The sequence below is a fragment of the Mesorhizobium sp. WSM4849 genome (genome assembly GCF_055811385.1).
This window is the reverse complement of the sequence record NZ_JBVVPW010000003.1, coordinates 1-17,755: the sequence shown is the minus strand read 5'-3', so window position 1 is coordinate 17,755 and position 17,755 is coordinate 1. Positions and strand designations below refer to the sequence as shown.

18 protein-coding genes are annotated in these 17,755 nt (G+C 63.1%); 2 read left to right on the top strand and 16 right to left on the bottom strand.

Annotated features, from left to right (window positions below):
• Positions 1 to 19: 19 nt before the first annotated feature.
• The 14 genes from AC0L3L_RS03560 to AC0L3L_RS03495 form a co-directional block, all read right to left on the bottom strand.
• Positions 20 to 823 carry a 3-methyl-2-oxobutanoate hydroxymethyltransferase gene (locus AC0L3L_RS03560; protein WP_473488139.1) on the bottom strand — a complete coding sequence of 268 codons (804 nt, stop codon included), beginning with the start codon at positions 821 to 823 and terminating at the stop codon, positions 20 to 22.
• Between the two features lie 95 nt (positions 824 to 918).
• Entirely contained in the window at positions 919 to 1,230 is a 312-nt protein-coding gene (locus AC0L3L_RS03555) for a MocE family 2Fe-2S type ferredoxin (protein WP_473529664.1), read from the bottom strand.
• 44 nt (positions 1,231 to 1,274) lie between these two features.
• Positions 1,275 to 2,363: a fatty acid desaturase family protein gene (locus tag AC0L3L_RS03550; protein ID WP_473636579.1), complete on the bottom strand. Its 1,089-nt coding sequence runs from the start codon at positions 2,361 to 2,363 to the stop codon at positions 1,275 to 1,277.
• Between the two features lie 91 nt (positions 2,364 to 2,454).
• A complete protein-coding gene (locus AC0L3L_RS03545; protein ID WP_473488141.1) occupies positions 2,455 to 3,636 on the bottom strand; it encodes an aldose 1-epimerase family protein in 1,182 nt (393 codons plus the stop codon).
• A gap of 16 nt (positions 3,637 to 3,652) precedes the next feature.
• The gene (locus AC0L3L_RS03540) at positions 3,653 to 4,435 is read right to left on the bottom strand and encodes an ATP-binding cassette domain-containing protein (protein WP_473488227.1); all 783 of its coding nucleotides are present in this window, start codon (positions 4,433 to 4,435) and stop codon (positions 3,653 to 3,655) included.
• Positions 4,432 to 5,451 (bottom strand): ABC transporter permease, encoded by a 1,020-nt coding sequence (locus AC0L3L_RS03535; protein WP_473636578.1) that lies wholly within the window; start codon positions 5,449 to 5,451, stop codon positions 4,432 to 4,434. Before AC0L3L_RS03535 ends, AC0L3L_RS03540 begins: the two co-directional genes overlap by 4 nt.
• A gap of 46 nt (positions 5,452 to 5,497) precedes the next feature.
• The gene (locus AC0L3L_RS03530; RefSeq protein WP_473488143.1) at positions 5,498 to 6,433 is read right to left on the bottom strand and encodes a sugar ABC transporter substrate-binding protein; all 936 of its coding nucleotides are present in this window, start codon (positions 6,431 to 6,433) and stop codon (positions 5,498 to 5,500) included.
• Positions 6,434 to 6,496: 63 nt separating this feature from the next.
• Positions 6,497 to 7,411 carry a sugar phosphate isomerase/epimerase family protein gene (locus AC0L3L_RS03525; protein ID WP_473636577.1) on the bottom strand — a complete coding sequence of 305 codons (915 nt, stop codon included), beginning with the start codon at positions 7,409 to 7,411 and terminating at the stop codon, positions 6,497 to 6,499.
• 26 nt (positions 7,412 to 7,437) lie between these two features.
• Positions 7,438 to 8,535, bottom strand: coding sequence for a Gfo/Idh/MocA family protein (locus AC0L3L_RS03520; RefSeq protein ID WP_473488228.1), 1,098 nt, complete (start codon positions 8,533 to 8,535; stop codon positions 7,438 to 7,440).
• 50 nt (positions 8,536 to 8,585) lie between these two features.
• A complete protein-coding gene (locus tag AC0L3L_RS03515) occupies positions 8,586 to 9,677 on the bottom strand; it encodes an ABC transporter ATP-binding protein (protein WP_473488145.1) in 1,092 nt (363 codons plus the stop codon).
• 4 nt (positions 9,678 to 9,681) lie between these two features.
• Positions 9,682 to 10,767, bottom strand: a complete 1,086-nt coding sequence (locus tag AC0L3L_RS03510; protein ID WP_473636576.1) for an ABC transporter ATP-binding protein — start codon at positions 10,765 to 10,767, stop codon at positions 9,682 to 9,684.
• Positions 10,764 to 11,723, bottom strand: coding sequence for a carbohydrate ABC transporter permease (locus tag AC0L3L_RS03505; RefSeq protein ID WP_473488147.1), 960 nt, complete (start codon positions 11,721 to 11,723; stop codon positions 10,764 to 10,766). The genes AC0L3L_RS03510 and AC0L3L_RS03505 overlap by 4 nt, the downstream gene beginning before the upstream one ends.
• Positions 11,720 to 12,580, bottom strand: a complete 861-nt coding sequence (locus AC0L3L_RS03500) for a carbohydrate ABC transporter permease (RefSeq protein WP_123152066.1) — start codon at positions 12,578 to 12,580, stop codon at positions 11,720 to 11,722. Before AC0L3L_RS03500 ends, AC0L3L_RS03505 begins: the two co-directional genes overlap by 4 nt.
• Positions 12,581 to 12,658: 78 nt before the next feature.
• Positions 12,659 to 14,272, bottom strand: a complete 1,614-nt coding sequence (locus AC0L3L_RS03495; RefSeq protein ID WP_123152067.1) for an extracellular solute-binding protein — start codon at positions 14,270 to 14,272, stop codon at positions 12,659 to 12,661.
• A 371-nt stretch (positions 14,273 to 14,643) separates the two neighbouring features.
• Between AC0L3L_RS03495 and AC0L3L_RS03490 the strand changes: the two genes are divergently transcribed.
• Both AC0L3L_RS03490 and AC0L3L_RS03485 read left to right on the top strand, forming a co-directional pair.
• On the top strand, positions 14,644 to 15,675 hold the full coding sequence (locus AC0L3L_RS03490) for a LacI family DNA-binding transcriptional regulator (RefSeq protein ID WP_123152068.1): 1,032 nt from the start codon (positions 14,644 to 14,646) through the stop codon (positions 15,673 to 15,675).
• 131 nt (positions 15,676 to 15,806) lie between these two features.
• The gene (locus AC0L3L_RS03485; RefSeq protein ID WP_473636575.1) at positions 15,807 to 15,962 is read left to right on the top strand and encodes an SIP domain-containing protein; all 156 of its coding nucleotides are present in this window, start codon (positions 15,807 to 15,809) and stop codon (positions 15,960 to 15,962) included.
• Here the strand turns inward: AC0L3L_RS03485 and AC0L3L_RS03480 are convergent.
• Together AC0L3L_RS03480 and AC0L3L_RS03475 are read right to left on the bottom strand one after the other, a co-directional pair.
• Positions 15,959 to 16,396, bottom strand: a complete 438-nt coding sequence (locus tag AC0L3L_RS03480; RefSeq protein ID WP_473636574.1) for an aconitase X swivel domain-containing protein — start codon at positions 16,394 to 16,396, stop codon at positions 15,959 to 15,961. The genes AC0L3L_RS03485 and AC0L3L_RS03480 overlap by 4 nt on opposite strands.
• Entirely contained in the window at positions 16,393 to 17,640 is a 1,248-nt protein-coding gene (locus AC0L3L_RS03475; protein ID WP_473636573.1) for an aconitase X, read from the bottom strand. Before AC0L3L_RS03475 ends, AC0L3L_RS03480 begins: the two co-directional genes overlap by 4 nt.
• Positions 17,641 to 17,755 lie beyond the last annotated feature (115 nt).

Below are 17,755 nucleotides of genomic sequence, written 5' to 3'. Positions count from 1 at the left end.
CTAGTTTGCGCCGCCCTGCTCAAGCCGCGCTGTCGACCCTTTTCATGAACAGACCGAGTTGGTCCGGGTCCATGTGCACCACATGCTTGTCTTCGGGATAGGCCAGGCTGTTCACGTCGGCGACATATTCGGAAAAGGCGGCAACGCGTTCCGCCTGCAGGCGGTCATATTCGGCGGCAAAATTGCGGTAGACCTTGGAATGGCGGGGCATGTGGCCGCGGTTCTGCCCAAGGATATCGTCGGCGAATAGATATTGCGCGTCACAGCCGGTGCCCGCCCCCATCGACAGCATGATCAGCGAGGTCCGTTCCGAAATTGCCTTGGCCACCTCGACCGGCACGACTTCGATCTCGGCACCGATCGCGCCGGCGGCCTCGTACTGTTTGACCGCTTCGAAAATCTGCATGGCGCTGTCGGCGGTTTTGCCGACGGCCTTGAAGCCGCCGGTCCAGGTGGCGCGCGATGGGATCAGGCCGACATGGCCGATCACCGGGATCGCGTCGTCGGCAAGGCGCTTGACGGTGGCGAAGCCGGCGCTGCAATAGACCGCGTCGGCGCTTGCCTTGTAAAGCCGGAATGCCCAGCGCACGAAATCGTCGGCTGTGCCGATCTCATAGAAATTGTCGCCCGGCATGGTGAACAGGCTGGGTGCGGCATCGCGGTATTGCGGGTTGAGCACGAGCTCCGGCGGTACCGAGACGATGTCCACCCCGGCTCTTTCGGCGGCCTCGGCCTCGTCCATCGTCAACACGCGCAGCATGGTCAGCTGCCGCTTGCCCTTCATGGCGCGCAGGTCGGCGATCGTGGGTCTTTTACGGCTCATCGATTTTGGTTCCTTGTTGCGTATACGGCAGGCCAGTCAGGATTCAATTTGCATGATATTTCCGAAAACCGGGTCCCACTTTTCGGGATCATGCTTTAGATCTGGATCATCACCTTGCCAGCTTCGACCTTGACCGGATAGGTCTGCAGATTGACACAGACGGGAGCCCCTTTGGCCTGGCCGGTCTTGTAATTGAAGCGGCCATTGTGCTTGGGGCATTCGATGATGTCGTCCATGACAAGCCCGTCGGCCAGATGGGCCTTCTCATGCGTGCAAAACCCGTCGGTGGCAAAGAATTCGTCATCAGGGGAACGATAGATCGCGAAGGTTCGGCCGCCATGGTCGAAGCGGATGACATCCTCTTCGTCGACGTCGTCCGCGGCGCACGCTTCGACCCAATCGGCCATCTCTGTTTCTCCCGAAATTCCTGCATTGCGGCGGCGCGCGGTGCCTATTCAGCTGCTGCCGACATGTTCACTTCGTGGAACTCGCCGCGATAGGGCCGTGCCGTCGGAGGCAGTTCGCGCTTGAGGAAATAGTCCTCGTATTTGAGTTGCCTGAGCAGGACCGGCCAGACCTCGCGATAGGCATGCCACATCGACGGGTTCGGCTCCGGCAAATCGTGCTTGATCAGTTCGTGCAGCCTGGGCAGCGCGTGATAGGGCACCATCGGGAACATGTGATGCTCGACGTGGTAGTTCATATTCCAATAGATGAACCGGCTGATCCGATTCATGTAGACGGTCCGGCTGTTGAGCCGATGATCGACCACATTGTCGGCGAGACCGATGTGCTGCAGCAGCCCTGTCAGCACCATGTGCCAGGTGCCGTAGAGGCGCGGTACGCCGATGAGCACCAGCGGCACCCATGACCGCATAGTGAGGGCGAGCGCAATCGTGGCGACGTAGATGGCGACATGCCAGCGCGCGGCGATGACGGCCTTGTGCTGTTCCATCTCGGGAACGTAGCTTTTCTCGTCGGGCGTCAGCTTGCCGAACGCTTGACGTACCAGCGCCGGAAGCGAATAGCGAAAATCAAGGATGCCGGTGAAAGCGAGCGCCGCACGCAAAAGGTCCGGCGGGCGCATCACGGCGATCTCGGCATCGCGTCCGACGATGATGGTGTCGGTGTGGTGGCGGGCATGGCTCCAGCGCCAAGTCACCGGATTGCGCATCAGCATGAAGCTGGCGATTTGGTAGACCGCATCATTCATCCAGCGCGTCCGGAAGGCGGTGCCATGGCCGCATTCGTGCCAGCGCGAGTCGCTGGAGGAGCCGTAGAGCACGCCATAGACGAAGAAGAACGGCACGCACCACCAGGTGCCCCAGAAATAAACGCCGCCGGCAGCGGAACCCAGGATGGCGGCGATCCAGATGATCGTGTCGCGGATCGCCGGGCCGTCGGAACGTTGCATCAACTCCTTGATGACCTTGCGCGGGACGTCGGTATGGTACCATTCGGCCGAGGCCAGTCCCGTCTCGATCGCCCTGCGCGTGCTTTCGCCAACCAGGCTGTAGTCGCGCTTCATTGTGCCAGCCATTGTGACCTCCAATTCCTGGTGGGCCGCGAACCCTCCCCGCTCCAACCGGAGCGAGCCTCCCAACTGGTGCTTCGCGTCGTCCTCGCCATCATCACGATCTGCCTCCGAGCACCGGAAAATTGCCTGACGGCCGCGGATAATCCTGCTGCGGCTGCCTGGCGATGTCAGCGATCCGGCTTTCAGCGGCGGCGATGTCGCCGGCGCCGTCGAGAACCCGGAACACCGCATTGTAGGAGCGGCTTTCGCCATGCTCCAGCCAGATCATCTCGCCGCGCTCGCGCGCCGACAGATTGCCGAGCACGTGATGCGTCGACGGCTCTATGCCCAGCGCATACTGTCCCGCCTGGAAATTCTGCCATTCATAGGCGCAAGGCAGTTGGTCTTTGCGCGTGACGACTTCCAGGCCAAGGCCAAGACGGTCGTTGACCACGGCCACCGGCACCTCACCCTTGGCGTCGGCGCCGAGTTCGTGCTGCCAGACCTGTTCCATGAAACCCAGTTGCGGCGCCGGCACTGTGCGATAGCCGACCTTTTGCGCCTCGTAGCGCTCGCCGGCATGGCCCGCCCAGACAACGTCGCGAATCGGCGCCAGATAGCGCGAGCCTTCGTCGAGCACCGGATGGCTGACGTTGATGTGATAAAAGTACATATGCGGCGTGCGGTTGAAGCCGTGATTGACGACACGGTCCGACAGCCGGATCTCGTTGCCGCCGACATCGGCCTCGATCCGCCGCAGCAGATGCAGATCCTCGCCGAACACCGTCGATTGCTGGACGATCGCCTCGGCCCACAGCACACAGCGGTCGCTGTCCCACGCTTCGCCGTAGCCGACCAACCGCGCCGGGATGGTGCTGACGCGGCCATGCAGCGAATGGCGCACCGTCTTTTTCGGCGGATAGTTGTAGCTGTCGGCCGGAACCTCGTCCATGAACAGGATATGGTCGAGGCCGCAGGTCAGCAGCAGGCCCGAAAACGACCGTGCCCAGGCCAGCCCCTCCTCGCCTTCATACTCGTGCAGGCCGGGATGGCGAAAGCCGCTCGGCGAATGCCAGCCGATCGCCTGGCCCTTGAAGTCGCAATCGGCGACATCAAGCGCCCGGTCGACCAGCGCGGTGAAACGCAGGCCGGAGCCGGTGCGGAATTCGAGCATCCGTATGCCGCGCTCCACCCCGTCGCCAAGCGTCATCAGCCGCACGCCGGCGAATTGCGACAGCATGCCGGACCGCTCCGAGACCTGCCGGCGCGAAAGCGTCTTGCCGTAAAGCTCTACCATGTGACGGCCAGTTCCTTCACTTTGCTCTCGTCTCCTTGAGCAGGGCCGACATGTCGGCGCCGGTGATGATGCTCTCCACCGTCAGCAGGTCGGTATCGGCGACCGTCTGCTCGGCGACGATCTCGCCGCGGCGCATGACGATGATGCGGTCGGCGACCTGAAAGACGTGATGGATGTTGTGGGTGATCAAAAGCACGGAATGACCGGCGGCGCGCACCTCCTTGACGAAGCGCAGCACGCCGTGTGTTTCCTCGACGCCGAGATTGTTGGTCGGCTCGTCGAGGATGATGACCTTGGCGGCAAACTGCATGGCGCGCGAAATGGCAATCGACTGGCGCTCACCACCCGACAGCGTGCTGACCAGCGCATCGGCATCGAGCTTTTTCGAGATGCCGACGCGCTTCAAAAGTGCCGCGGCGGCATCGCGCAGCTTGGCGAGGTCGAGCGGCGCGAACACGCCCAGCCATTTCAAGTTGACCGGCTCGCGACCGAGAAAGAGATTGCGCGCGATGCTGAGGTCCGGCGCCAGCGACGTATCCTGGTGAATGGTCTCGATGCCGAGATCCATGGCGTCGCGCGTCGAGCGGATCGAGACTTTTTGGCCGCGCACATAGATGTCGCCGCGGTCGACGGGAAACACGCCGGAGATCGCCTTGATCAGCGTGGATTTGCCGGCGCCATTGTCGCCGAGCAAGGCCACCACTTCGCCCTCATTAAGTGTGAAGGAGGCGCTCTTCAGGGCGCGGACGCTGCCGAAGGACTTTTGCAGGTTCTGAAGCCGAAGCACTTCCATGGTCAGCTCCTGGCGGCGTTCTTCTGCAGCAACGCGTGCAGGATGAGCATGGCGAGGATGATGACGCCGACGAAGATGTTGTAGGCGAGCCCGGGCACGCCGATCAGCACGATGCCGTTGCGGATGCTGCGCAGCATCAGCGCACCGACGATCGTGCCCAGGATGGTGCCGCGCCCGCCGGTCAGCGCCGTGCCGCCAACCACCACCATTGCGATCACTTCGAGCTCGTAGCCGGTGCCGGCCACCGGCGAGGCGGCAGAGATGCGGAAGGCGCTGATCATGCCGGCCAGACCAGCCAGCACCGAGGTCAGGATGAACAGCCAGATCTTGACCGCATCGGCCGGCACGCCGCGCGCCACCGCGGCGTTGCGGTTGGAGCCGATGGCGCTGATCCAGTTGCCGAGCTTGGCGTAGTGCAGCACGTAGATCGCCAGCAGCGACAGGGCGATGAACCACCACAAGGACGTATAGAAACGGAACGTTCCGATATTGAAGCTGCCGGCCAGCAGCGTCACGAAAAAGCCTGGCTGGTCCCAGGATTTTAGCGGAAAGCCTTGCGTGATGTAGAGCGCAGCACCCCGCACGACGAGCAGCATCGACAGCGTCACCAGGAAGGAGGAGATGCCAATCTTGGTGACGGTCAGCCCGTTGATGGCGCCGATCGCCACGCACAGCAGCAGCCCGGCAAGCAGCGCCACACCGATATCAACCTGGCCGCTCTGCACCAGCAGCATGACGATGACCGGCGCCAGCCCGAAAACGGCGCCGACCGAAAGGTCGAACTCGCCTGCTGTCAAAAGCAGCGTCATGCCGAGCGCGATGATGCCGAGCTCGGGCAGGAAGGCCATCATGTTGGAGATGTTGAGCGGCGACAGGAAGTTGGCGTCGGCGATCGCGAACACCGCCAGCAGCACCATAAGGATGACGAGCGAGGAGAATTGCGGTGAGCGAATCAGGCTCGACCTGCGTTTCACGTCAGGCATTTCCTCTTCTGCGGCAATTGTCATGACGGATCGGACCATACTTCAAGGCGGCGCCCGCCGCCTGCGCGGCGGGCGTCAGTTTCCATCACTTGTCGTAGAGTTTCAGGATCGGCTCGACGCTTGTCGCGTCGTAGAGGCTGAAGGTGTGAATGTCGTAGCCGATCGGTTCACCCGAGGCGGCAAGCCCGAGCAGCGCCACCGGCATGAAGCCTTGCGCCGACGGGAACTGCCAGGCAGCCGCGTTGACGAAGCCGGCCTTGACGGCTTCGGCGGTTTCCCGGGAATTCCCCCAGCCGACGACCGGGATCTTGCCGGCCGGCACGCCGGCGCCGTCGAACACCCGCTTGATGCTGGCCGCGACGGAATCGCCGAGCGCGATGATCGCCGGCGGATTGTTGGCGACCATATAGTCGGTCATCTTGGCGATGATGCCGGCCGGATCGGTGCCGCAATCGACCACATCATATTTGATGCCGAGCGGATCGAAGACGCTGGCGATGCCTTCGGTCTCGAGCTGCTGGTAGCTGGCTCCAGGCACTTCCACCGGCAGGAACACCTTGTCGCCCTGCTTCACCATCTTGTGGTCGACCAGGTACTTGGCCCAGATGGCACCGGCCTCCTTGAGATCGGCGCCGACATAGGCCTGCCGCCCGGTTGCCGGATCGTCGGTGTTGAAGAACACGATCGGGATGCCGGCCGCCTTGGCCGCCTTCACCTCTTCCGTCCACAGCCCGGGCTGGGCCGAGGTGGTGGCGATCCCGTCCGGCTTGGCGGCGAGTGCTGAGCTGAAAGCTTCCTTCTGCGCCGCCATGTCGCCGCCGCTGAAGGAGATCTTGCAGGTCACCTTGAGCTGGTCGCAGGCCTTGGTGGCACCGGCATTCCAGTCGAGCCAGAATGCATCGGACGGGCCGCCATGCGACAGCAGATAGAACGTCTTCTCCTGCGCCAATGCTTGCGAGCTGAATGCGAGACCGGCGAGCACCGTCGCGGCCGCCGCCAGTTTCAATCCGAATTTCAACATTTCTCTTCCTCCATTATATTTCCTCCCGGCGGAAAGCGCCGCCGCGGCGACGCAGGACTCCTGTCAGAGGCCGTTGGCGCGGAACTTGCCGTCGAGGAATTTCTTGGCCCGCGGCACGTCATCTTCCGAGAGATGCTCGATGATGACCGGGATGTTCGGGTGCTTTTCGGCAAGCCGCTTGAGATAGAGATCATAGTTCAGCGAACCGAGGCCGGGCGCCGGCAGCTCGATCTCGCCTACACCGCGGAAAGTGTGGCTCTCCAGCGCGTCCTCGTCGCCGATGTCGGCGTGCTTCTCCGACTTATCGCCGCCCGAGCGCTTGACGTCCTTGGCGTGGGCTATTTTGATCTTATCGGTCAGCGTGTCGAACACCTGGTTGAGGATCTGGTCCATCCTGTCGATGTTGTGCGTCTCGAAATAGTTGGTCGGGTCCATCAAAAGGCCGAGGCCCGGATGGTCGACCTGCGCGAACATCTTCACCGTCTCCTCGACCGACCCCACGACATTGTTGACATAGGTTTCGAGCAGGAAGACCGCGCCGTGGTCGTAGGCCGTCTGAGCAAGGTCGGCGATGACCTTGCGGCACTCCTCGAAACCTTCCTCGGTCTTGTTCTTCGGATGGTGCACCCAGTCGGACTCGGTGTTGTAGGTGCCGGTTTCCGAGATCACGTAAGGCGAGCCGAAATCGCGCGCATTGCGGATGATCTCCTTCAGATAGCCGACGCGTTTCTCGCGCTCGGCCATGTCCGGATGGATGATGTTGGTGTAGCCCGACACGCAGCACACCGGCAGATTGTGATCGCGGAAGGTGTCGCGAACAGTCCTGGCTTTTTCCTTGGTGATCTGCCCGGCCGACAGGTCAACATCCCTAAAATGGAGGTCGAGCTGCACCGTGTTGAAATCGAGCGCGCGGATCTTTTGCGCAGTTTCCTTGAGGCCGTACGGGAAATAGCCCGTGAAGATACCTGCCTGCATCATGATGTGAAGTCCTCCCTGTAAGCGATTCAGTTGATTGAATTTGTCGAGATTTCGGAGAGCTTGACCGTGCGACCCTCATCGATCGAGCGATAGCCCGCTTCGATCAGCGCCATAGTCTTGACGTTGTCGGCGACGGAAAGTGCGGGCGGCTCACCCGTCTTCACTGCGTGCTGGAGTTGCTCCATCACGCCGATGAAGGCATGCGGGAACCACATTGTCTCCCAGGTGGGTGTCACCCATTCGCCGCCGGTGGTCGCGGTCGAGGCATAGGTCAGCGTCGAGGCAGAACCCGTCGGCCAGCCGATCGTGCCCTTGGCGACGCCCTTGGTGCCGTCGACGCGCCAGTTGATGTGCTGGTCGTCCTTGTAACCCTCCTGGCGCGGGCCGGACCAGACATCCTCCAGCGACACTGCGAGCACCCCGGACGGAAACCGCAGCGTCGAAACGGTGATGCCGTCGGAATGGTCGAACTTCGTGCGCGGATCCTTACGCGTCAGCGTCGTAATCTCGTCGGGATCACCGAACAGGAAGCGCAGCACGTCGAGATGGTGGACGCTCATATTGGCAAGCGTCAGCCGGTCATAGTCCTCGAGGAATGTCTGCCAGTGCGGGATCGCATGCATGTCGATCTGCGCGAAGACGATGTCACCGAGCGCGCCGCTATCCATGATCTGCTTCAGCACGCGCATCGACTGGTCGTAGCGCATGTTCTGGTTGACCGAGAGGATCTTGCCGGCCCTGGCCGCCTCGTCGCGCAACTCGATCGCATCCTTGAGCGACAGCGCCAGCGGCTTCTGCGCCAGGATCGCCTTGATGTGCTTCTGCTTAAGCGCATGGCGGATCAGCGCCGGCTGCTGGTCGGGCGGAAAGGCAAGGTCGATGATCTCGACATTTTCGTCGTCGATCAGTTGCTCGGGCGTGTCGTGGACGGTCGGGATCTCCCAGCGCTTGGCGACCTTCTCGGCGCTGGCCCTGGTCCTAGAGGCGATCGCCACCACCGGAAAACCAGCTTCGTGATAGGCGGCAAGATGGCATTCGGCCATGATCATGCCGGCGCCGACGCAGCCGATCCTGAATTCCCTGGTGCGGACTTTAACGTCCGGCTCGAAGCCGTTGCCCGCTATTACTCCGCTTGCCATATATTCCTCCCGAAGCTCGTTCCTTGCGGTCGCCGTCATCTTGCCAGCGCTCCCCCGCTTTGACCGAAATAATGCACGCGGCCGGGCTCGCAGGATATCGCCACCATCGCGTCCGGCCTGATATCAGGCTGGCCGCGCAGCAGCGCCCTCAGGCGCGCCTGCCCGGCAGCGAGTGTCACGACGGTATAGCCGCCGAGCGGCTCGACCTCGAACACTCGCGCCGGGCGCCCCGCACGCCCATCCGACGTTCCATCATCCGATATTTCCCCATCCAGCCAGGGCCGGACCTTGATGTCTTCAGGCCTGAGCCCGATCTCGACGGCATCGGCCGGCGCGGCCTTATCCGCGATGCGGATCGTGCCTTCGGCTGCCTCGACGCCGCCCTCGCCGCGTAGCAACTTCAAGATGTTCATCATCGGCGAACCGAGCAGCCGCGCCACATAGGTGCTGGCCGGCCGGTCATAGATCTCGGCCGGCGCGCCGATCTGCCTGATCTTGCCATTCTCCAGGATGGCAATACGGTCGGCGACCGACATCGCCTCTTCCTGGTCGTGCGTGACATAGATCAGCGTCTTGCCGAGCTCACGCTGGATACGTTTCAGCTCGACGCGCGTCTCCTCGCGCAGCCTGGCGTCGAGCGCCGAGATTGGATCGTCCATTAGATAGGCATTGGGGTCGCGCACCAGCGCCCGAGCGATCGCCACGCGCTGCCGCTCGCCGCCCGAAAGCTGCGCCGGCGGCTTATGCAGGATGTGGCCGATATGCAGCTTGGCCGCGACGTCTGCGACACGCTTTTCGATTTCGGCCTCGGCGACCCGGCGTTCGACCAGGGGAAAGCGGACATTGTCGCGCGCGCTCATATGCGGAAACAGCGCCAGGTTCTGGAACACCATGGCGACATTGCGTTCGGCCGGCGACACCGTGTTGACCGGCCTGCCGCCGATCAGGATTTCGCCGGCGTCCGGCGTCTCCAGCCCGAGCACCAGACGCAGCACCGTCGACTTGCCCGACAGCGGCGGGCCGAAGAAGCAGAAGAACTCATTGTCGTTGACAGTGAACGAGGCGTCGTCGACGGCGAGCGTGTCGCCATAGCGTTTCGTCACATTGCGGAAGACGATATCGGCCATGGTCTCAGCCCGCCTTCATGGCAAGGCCGGTGGCGGCGTCGAACACACGCACGGACGCCTGGGCCGGCGCGACAACCGCTGTCTGCCCGATCGCCAGCCCGACGTCATTGTCGAACATCGCCTTCACCGTGCTCTCGCCCTGGCCGAAATGGACGATGGTGCGCGCGCCGATGCGCTCGATGAACGTTACCGGCATCGACAGGCCGCGGTCTGAGAGAATCACCTGCTCAGGCCGAAAGCCGTAGAGCACATCTTCGCGCGCGGCCCTCACCGCCGGGGCGAGATTGTCCGGCAGCGGCGGCGTGACACCGAGCGGCCCGAGATCGATGACCAGGCCACGGTCGCTTTCCGCCGGCCTGCCCTTGAGCAGGTTCATGCCCGGCGCACCGATGAAGCGGGCGACAAAGACATTGGCCGGATCGTTGTAGACCTCGAGCGGCGTGCCGACCTGCTGCAGCACGCCATGGTCCATCACCGCGATGCGATCAGCCATGGTCATCGCTTCGAGCTGGTCGTGGGTGACATAGACCATGGTCTGCCGGAACTGACGCTGCAGCTGTTTCAGTTCGGTCCGCATCACCGCCCGGAAGGCGGCGTCGACATTGGACAGCGGCTCGTCGAGCAGGAAAATCGCCGGCTCCGTGATCGCCGAACGGCCGATCGCCACGCGCTGCAATATGTTGACCGACAGCCTGTCGGCCTTGCGGTCGAGCAGCGGAGTCAGCTGCAGCATCTCGGCAATCGCGCCGACGCGGCGGTCGATCTCGGCCTTTGGCGCGCCACGCATTTTTGGGCCGTAGGCAAGGTTCTGTCGCACGCTCATATGGGTGAAGATCGCATAGTTCTGGAAGACGAAGCCGACGCCGCGCCGTCCCATCGGCACGCCGGCCATGTCGCGCTCGCCGAACAGTATCTTGCCGCTGGTCGGCTCTTCCATACCGGCGATCATGTTCATCGTCGTCGACTTGCCGCAGCCCGACGGCCCGAGCAGCGCCATGAACTCGCCGTCGGCGATGGCGAGATCCATCGTCTTCAAGGCGGTGAAGTCGCCAAACTTCTTGACCAGGTTCTGCAGATGGATCGCGCTCATGCCGGCACCTCGCGTACCCGGGCCATGCGCTTCATCGCAAACACCGCGGCGATGGACAGCACGATCAGGATGGCCAGCGCGATCGCCGCGACATAGCCCCAGATCAGGTCCTGGGTGGTGAGCTTGTAGATGTAGACGGAGATGGTCTCGGTGGCGACGCCGGGACCGCCGCCCGTCATGATGTAGAGCGTGTCGAAGATCTTGAAGTTCTCGATGACCCTGATTGCCAGTGCGATGATGATGATCGTCTTCATCTTCGGCAGCACGATGGTGACGAAGCGCTGCCAGGGATTGGCGCCAAGCAGCGTCGCCGCTTTGATCTGGTCCTCGGGCACGCCGACCAGGCCGGCAAGCAGGATGAGGAACATCAGCGGCGTCCATTGCCAGATGTCGGCGAGCATGACGGCGATGAGCGCCAGCGTCGGGTCCGACAGCCAGGCGATGGTGACGGGAAAGCCTGATAGCGCCGACAGGATGTCGTTGACCGGTCCGCCTGACTGGAACAGCATGAAGAACATGTAGCCGGCCACCGCCGGCACCACCATCATCGGCATCAGCAGGATCGAATAGAAGATCCGCTTGCCCGGGAACTCGTCGGCAAACAGCGTGGCGAGTGCCAAGCCGAGCAGGAATTCCGCTGGCACGCAGACGATCATGACGATGGCCGTTCTCTTGAGCGCGCTCCAGAAGCGCGCGTCGGCGGCAAGGTCGGTGTAGTTGGCGAAGTTGTTCCACAGCGACCAGGCGCTCCACCAGCCGAGGCCGGACAGCGGCGACCAGTCGGTCAGGCTGATATAGAGCTGCATCAACAGCGGAAACACCGCGATGAACAGCACCAGGATCTGCGCCGGCAGTGTCAGCCGGAAACCGAGCTTTACCCCTTCGTCCCGAAGGGTCGGCTTTGCCTGGACGGTTTTCATCACGTCCTCCGGAATCGTGGCAGTGACCGCGCTCATTGCTTGAGCGCCCCGAAGGTCAGCCCGCGCACCAGATGGCGCTGGATCGCGATGCCCATGATGACAGGCGGCACCGCCGCGATCAGGCCGAGTGCCGCCTTGGCACCGTAGAGCTGGCCGGTCATCGAAGACGACAGCGAGGCCATGTAGACCGGCACCGTCACCCATTCGCGTGTCGTCAAAAGCAGCGCGATCAGATAGTCCGACCAGTTGAGGATGAAGACGAACAGCGCGGCACTGGCCAGCGGCGCGCGCATCATCGGCAGCGTGATGCGGGTGAAGACGCGCAATCGCGAGCAGCCCTCGACCAGCGCCGCTTCCTCGATCTCGCGCGGCATGTCGTCGAAGAACGTCTTCATCAGCCAGAACGCAAAGGGCAGCGTGACGATGCCGTAGATCAGCGACAGCCCCCACCAGCTGTCGGTAAAGTTGAGAAAGGCCCACATGATCATCACCGGGGTCATCACCGCCATCGGCGGAAACAGGCGGAGCTGGATCAGCGCCAGCGGCAGGTTCTGGCCCGAGCCGAAGCGCGACAGCCCGTAGGCCGCCGCGGTGCCCGCCGACATGGCGATCGCCGTTCCGAACACCGCCGACAGCAGCGATGACAGGATCGGTTTCAGGGCGGTACGGTCGAGCGCGACGATCAGGTTGTTGGTCGATTCACCGAAGACGAAGCGGAAATTGCTGAGCGTCGGGTTCTTCGGCCACCAGGTCAGGTCGGCGCCGGTCGCCGACCATTCGGCGATCGGCTTGAAGGCCATCGAGACCATCCACAGGATCGGCACCAGCGTCACCGCCATAGCAGCAAGGATCGCTGCATAGCGGAATATTTCGAAAGGAACGGAACGCTTCATTTTGCAGCTTTGCTGGTACCATCGTTTGCGGAGGGGAAGAGCAAACTCCTCCCCTACATTCGTATGCTGGGAGGAGGATCAGCTGATCGGATCGAGAACGGTGGGCCAGGCCTCCTTGTTGGTCTTGATGGCTTCGAGAAGCTTCTCCTCGCCGGTGCGGCGGGCGATCTTCTTCCATTCGGCCTCGGTGTCGACCATCGCCTGCTCGGCGGTCTTGGCCTTGGTCAGCGCGGCAACGAGGTTCTCGTCCAGCGCATTGTGGAAGGCGGTGGCGCCGGGATAGTTGATGGTCGGCACGGTGCGGGCGACCGTCTCGCGCACCACATCCATGTGATAGGCGTGATAGGTCTGGCGGACCAGCGGGTCGGAGAAATCCGACAGCCGGAACGGATCGAAATAGCCGCCCGGATTGGCGGTCATCCAAGCATAGATGCGGCTCGATCCGAGCCACTGCAGGAACAGGTAGCAGGCCTCCGGATTCTTGGCCTGCGAGGAGACCGAAGCCGATAAATTGAGCCACAGCACCGAACGGCTGATCAGCTTGCCGTCGATCTCGCGGCCCGGCGGCAGCATCGAGCCGATCTTGCCGGTGACCTGCGAATCCTTGTTGCCGGCATTGTCGAGGAATTTCGGCAGGTTGGAGAAAGCGCAGGTCATGGCGGCGCCGCCCTTAGCGAAATTGCCATACTGCTCCGGCCAGCCCCACGAGATCGCATCCGGCGAATGATGGGCCAGCGATGCGATGTACTCGTTGGTAGCAGCTATGCCTTGCTCCGAATTGATCAGCGGCTTGCCGGTGTCGTCGAACAGGAACTGATTGGGCGAAGCCATTGAGACATAACGCTGATACCAGTTGGTGTAGCCCCAGCCCTGGTTGCGCAGATCGGTTGAGCCGAACAGGCCCTTGTCGGGGCGCTGGAAGAAGGCCGCGATCTCGTCATGCTGCTTCCAGGTCCTTGGCGGCGCCAGTTCGTAGCCATGCTTGTCGGAGAAGGCTTTCTTCTCGGCCGCGTCGCCGAACAGATCGGTGCGATAGACCCAGGTCTGGAAATCGCCATCCAGCGACACGCCATAGGTCGAGCCGCGATACTGGTTGAGCAGCGAGACGCCCTTGGCGCCGTTGACATAGCCGCGCTCGGGATCGTCCCATTCCGGCTTGTACTGGGCGACGAAGTCGTCGAGCTTCAGGATGCCGCCGGTTTCGGCTAGGTCGCCGAGACGGTTCCATTCGACCGCGTAGATGTCATAGGCTCCACCCTTGGTGGAGATGTCCTGCATCGTCTTGGTGAATTCCTGGCCGTTCGGCACGCCGACGATCTCGAGCGGAATGCCGGTTTCCTTCTCCCACAGATCCTTGATCGAGGGCGCGCCGGTGGGAAACGGCTGCGTCAACTGCCCGATCGAGCCGTCGGACAGGCCGAGCACGATCTTGGCCGGCGCCTTGCCGGCACCCTTCATCGCCTTGGCCGCCTCGATGGCGCGGCCTTCCGGCGTGTCGGGACCATACTGATAGCGCTCCGAGCCGTCGAAGCCCGTCGGGCCGCCGATCATGCCCGGCGCCAGCGCGTCGGCCGCATAGGCGCGGCTGGGACGGATGAATTTCGGTGCGATACCTGCGGCGGCAACAAGCACGGCCGCCTTTCCTCCGGACGCCAGCAAACGGCGCCGCGACATGCGGATCATATCAGACATTGGAAGTCCTCCCTCGAGGGCCTTGTTCCTCCACGGCCCTCATGATGGATATTGACGGCACTATAGGAAGGCTGTCAACATCATAAATAATCAAAACACGTCATAACATCGCAAATGAGGCAGAGGATGCAGTCCAGCGAGGTCAGCCCACGGCACCTAGTGCTTGAATTTGAGGGAACCGAGCGCCGCGCCGATCCTTTTCGGCCCGGCTCGACGATTTGGTGTAGCGCGCCGGCTTGCGCATCGGCTAAGGCCGGATACATCATTTCCCATCAGAATCGCGGATGACAATGAAATCGTCGTCCGCCATCCGATCCGCTAATCCGCGATTTTGATGCGCCTGTAGCGCACCAGCAATGAGGTGATCGACTGTGCGGTCCACCCTGACAGACATAGCCCGGGAAGCCGGCGTTTCAGCCGCGACGGTCGACCGTGTGCTCAACAACCGCGCCGGGGTCAGGGCGCGCACCCGCGAGGTCGTGCTGGAAACGGCGCAGCGGCTAGGCTACATCGCTGAAAATTCGAACGGCCCGATCCCGCGCAATGCACCGCGCGGCGATGTCATACGGCTCGACTTCGCCCTGCCCGCCGGCACCAATTCCTTCATCAAGATGCTGCACCGGCACATCGAGGCGCAGGCGCAGTCAAGACCGGACCTCGATGTGCGCGTTGCCACGATCGAAGGCTTCAATCCCGACCGGCTTGCCCGCCTGTTGCAGGAATTGCGCGGCCAGACGCAAGGCGTCGGCGTCATCGCGCTCGACCATCCGACGGTCCGCGAGGCGATCCGCTCGCTATCGGCCAGCGGCGTCAAGGTCGTCACCATCGCATCCGATATCCTGCACGTGCCGAGGGTCGCCTATATCGGCATCGACAACCGCGCCGCCGGCCGGCTCGCCGGCTACCTGCTCAACCGCTTCATGGCCGCCGATCGTCCGGGCAAGGTCGCGCTGTTCGCCGGCTCGCTCTCCTATCGCGGCCATGAGGAGCGCGAGATGGGCTTCCGCCACATCCTGACGGAAGACTCGCCCAATCTGCAGATCGTTGAGATGCGCGAGATGCTCGACGACCGGGAAAAGGCCTATCTGGAGGCCTCCGCTCTGCTGGACCGGCACCCGGACCTGGCCGCGATCTACAATGTCGGCGCCGGCAACACCGGCATCGCTCGCGCACTCAAGGAGCGAGGCCGGGCGCTGTCGACCGTGTTTCTCGGCCACGAAGTGACGGAAGGCACCAAGGACCTTTTACTCGACGGCACGCTCGACGCGGTCATCGACCAGAACCCGCGCGTCGAGGCCCGCGAAGCGCTCAACACCTTGAGCCACGCGATCAGGGACTTGCCCTACGAGTTGCACCAGCCGAGGCTGCAGGTGATTTTCAGGGAAAGCATCCCGGAGATCTGAAGAGGCTCAGGGATATCAGAGGCCGCGCCATCAAGTGCGGCCTGTGGCGCTGCGGCGATCAGGGTAATCTTGAGCTCGATGCCGTGCGGGCTGTTGTCTTCGGGGACGATTAGGACCGGGATCGCCTCCGCATGCCGAACGGTTCGTCCATCGGCTGTTTCGCGGCGGAAGCGGCTGCCGCGAGGATCGTTCGCGAGCACTGGCGCGACACGCTCGGGCTTGGCCGCGACGAGACGCTCGCTGCCGCCTATTGGCGGCGGGGCGCGGCGGGACCGATGGCCGGCTAGATCTTGCTCACCATCGCTTGCGCATTCTCGCCCAGGCCGATCGCGATCCGGTCGCCGGAGGCAATGCCTGATATGTCGCAGACGACCAGCGGCATGCTGATGTCGTAGAGGAACTCGGCGACGATGGCGCCGACGGCAAGGATCGGATCCGGCCGCTCCAGCAGGATGCCGGCCGGCGCGGTGCCCCTGCGGATGGCCTCGGCGAGAACCGAAGACGAGGACGACGATCCGCGCCCGGATGCCATCACCAGGATCTTGCCGGCGACATTTTGGCCAAGACCAGGATGCGAGTGGTCGATGATTTCGCCTGTTTCGACGTCGATCCCGCCCCAGAAGCTGAGCACGTGCGAAAGCACCATCGCCGTGCCTTGCGCTTCGCCGGCAAGCTGGAACGTGCCAACTCTCTTCAAGACCGACTTTTCCAGCCCTTTCATGGCGCGCTCCGCACGACATGCCCGGCCGCTGCCGAGCGGACGCAATCTTCCATATCGCCGAACACCACTGACACGCCGATATTGCCGGGCGCGTAATGTGCCCATTTGCCGGAATTGGTCATCACCACGCCCTCGAGACGCTCGAGGATGGTGGTGACATAGGTGCAGGTATCGGTCACCGGAATGAGGCTGAACTTTTGCGCATCGTCCAGCTCGCCCTCATCCTGCAATCTCTTCAACGTGGCGCGTCCGGTGTTGACATAGATCGGAACGCCCCTGCCCGGCGCGACCTCGCGCAGCAGCGGCAGCAGGCGCATCCACTCGTCATGGGAAAAATGCGGCGTGCCGAGCGACACGGCTGCAAGCGGCGCGCCGTCGGAGACGCTCGACAGCCTGGCCAGCGCATGGTCGATGTCGGCGCGAGAGATCCGGATCGTCGTCTCCGGCGCCATGCCGCGAAATGCCTCGTCGAGCGTCTTTGCTTCCGGCGTGATGCCCACCGCATGAAACAGCGCCACGGCGCCCGCCGTTGCCGCCGCCGCACCCAGCGCCTTCAGCTGGTCCTCGTCGCGCGGCTGCGGCAGGCCTGATATCACAGGAATGCGGTCGTCGCTCCTTTGCCCGACAATAAGCCCGACGCCGACGAACAGGGCGTCGGTAGACTCGAAAGAACCGGTCAGCTCGAACAGGATCTGGCCGCGTCGATTATCGCTCAAATGCAGGCCCCAGGCCGGCGCGCGCCCGGTCATCGCGCAGCACAAATCGATGAAATCGCCATAGCGGTTGGTCCGCGCGCCGATCACCGAATTGGCGAAGACGATCGCGTTGGACTCGCCCCAGGCGATCTGCTCGCCGAAGGCCGGGCGGAACCGGGTCTGATAGGGCGCGCAGGTGAAGGTCGCCTGGCAGCCGAGTTCCAGATGCGCCTTCATCAGTCGCCGCGCCGGCACTTCTTCGGCGGCCGGCATCTTCACCAGCCCGGGATGGATGAGGTCGAACGAGCCGACATTGAGTGTTGTCGGTACCCGAACGCGGCCGCCGCCCTCGACCAGCCTTTCGACGAAATCGAGGCTGGCCTGGCCGTGATAGAGGCAGCCATCGATATGGGCCCCGGCAATGTCCAACAGCTTGCGCGCGCCGACTGCGTTGGAAAAGGCGACCAGTATCTTCATCGCGGCGGCCACGGCCGGGCCCTGCTCGCCATCGAGCATGGACTGATCCTCGGTCGTCAATTCCAGCATCATCGGCATGCTCCGGCGCCCCACTATGCCCGACAGATGGAGGGACAGCACCCCATAGGCGCTAACTTAGGGCATGAGCGTTATCCTTGCTGCGGCGGATTGGCTTTTTCGTCGCCTC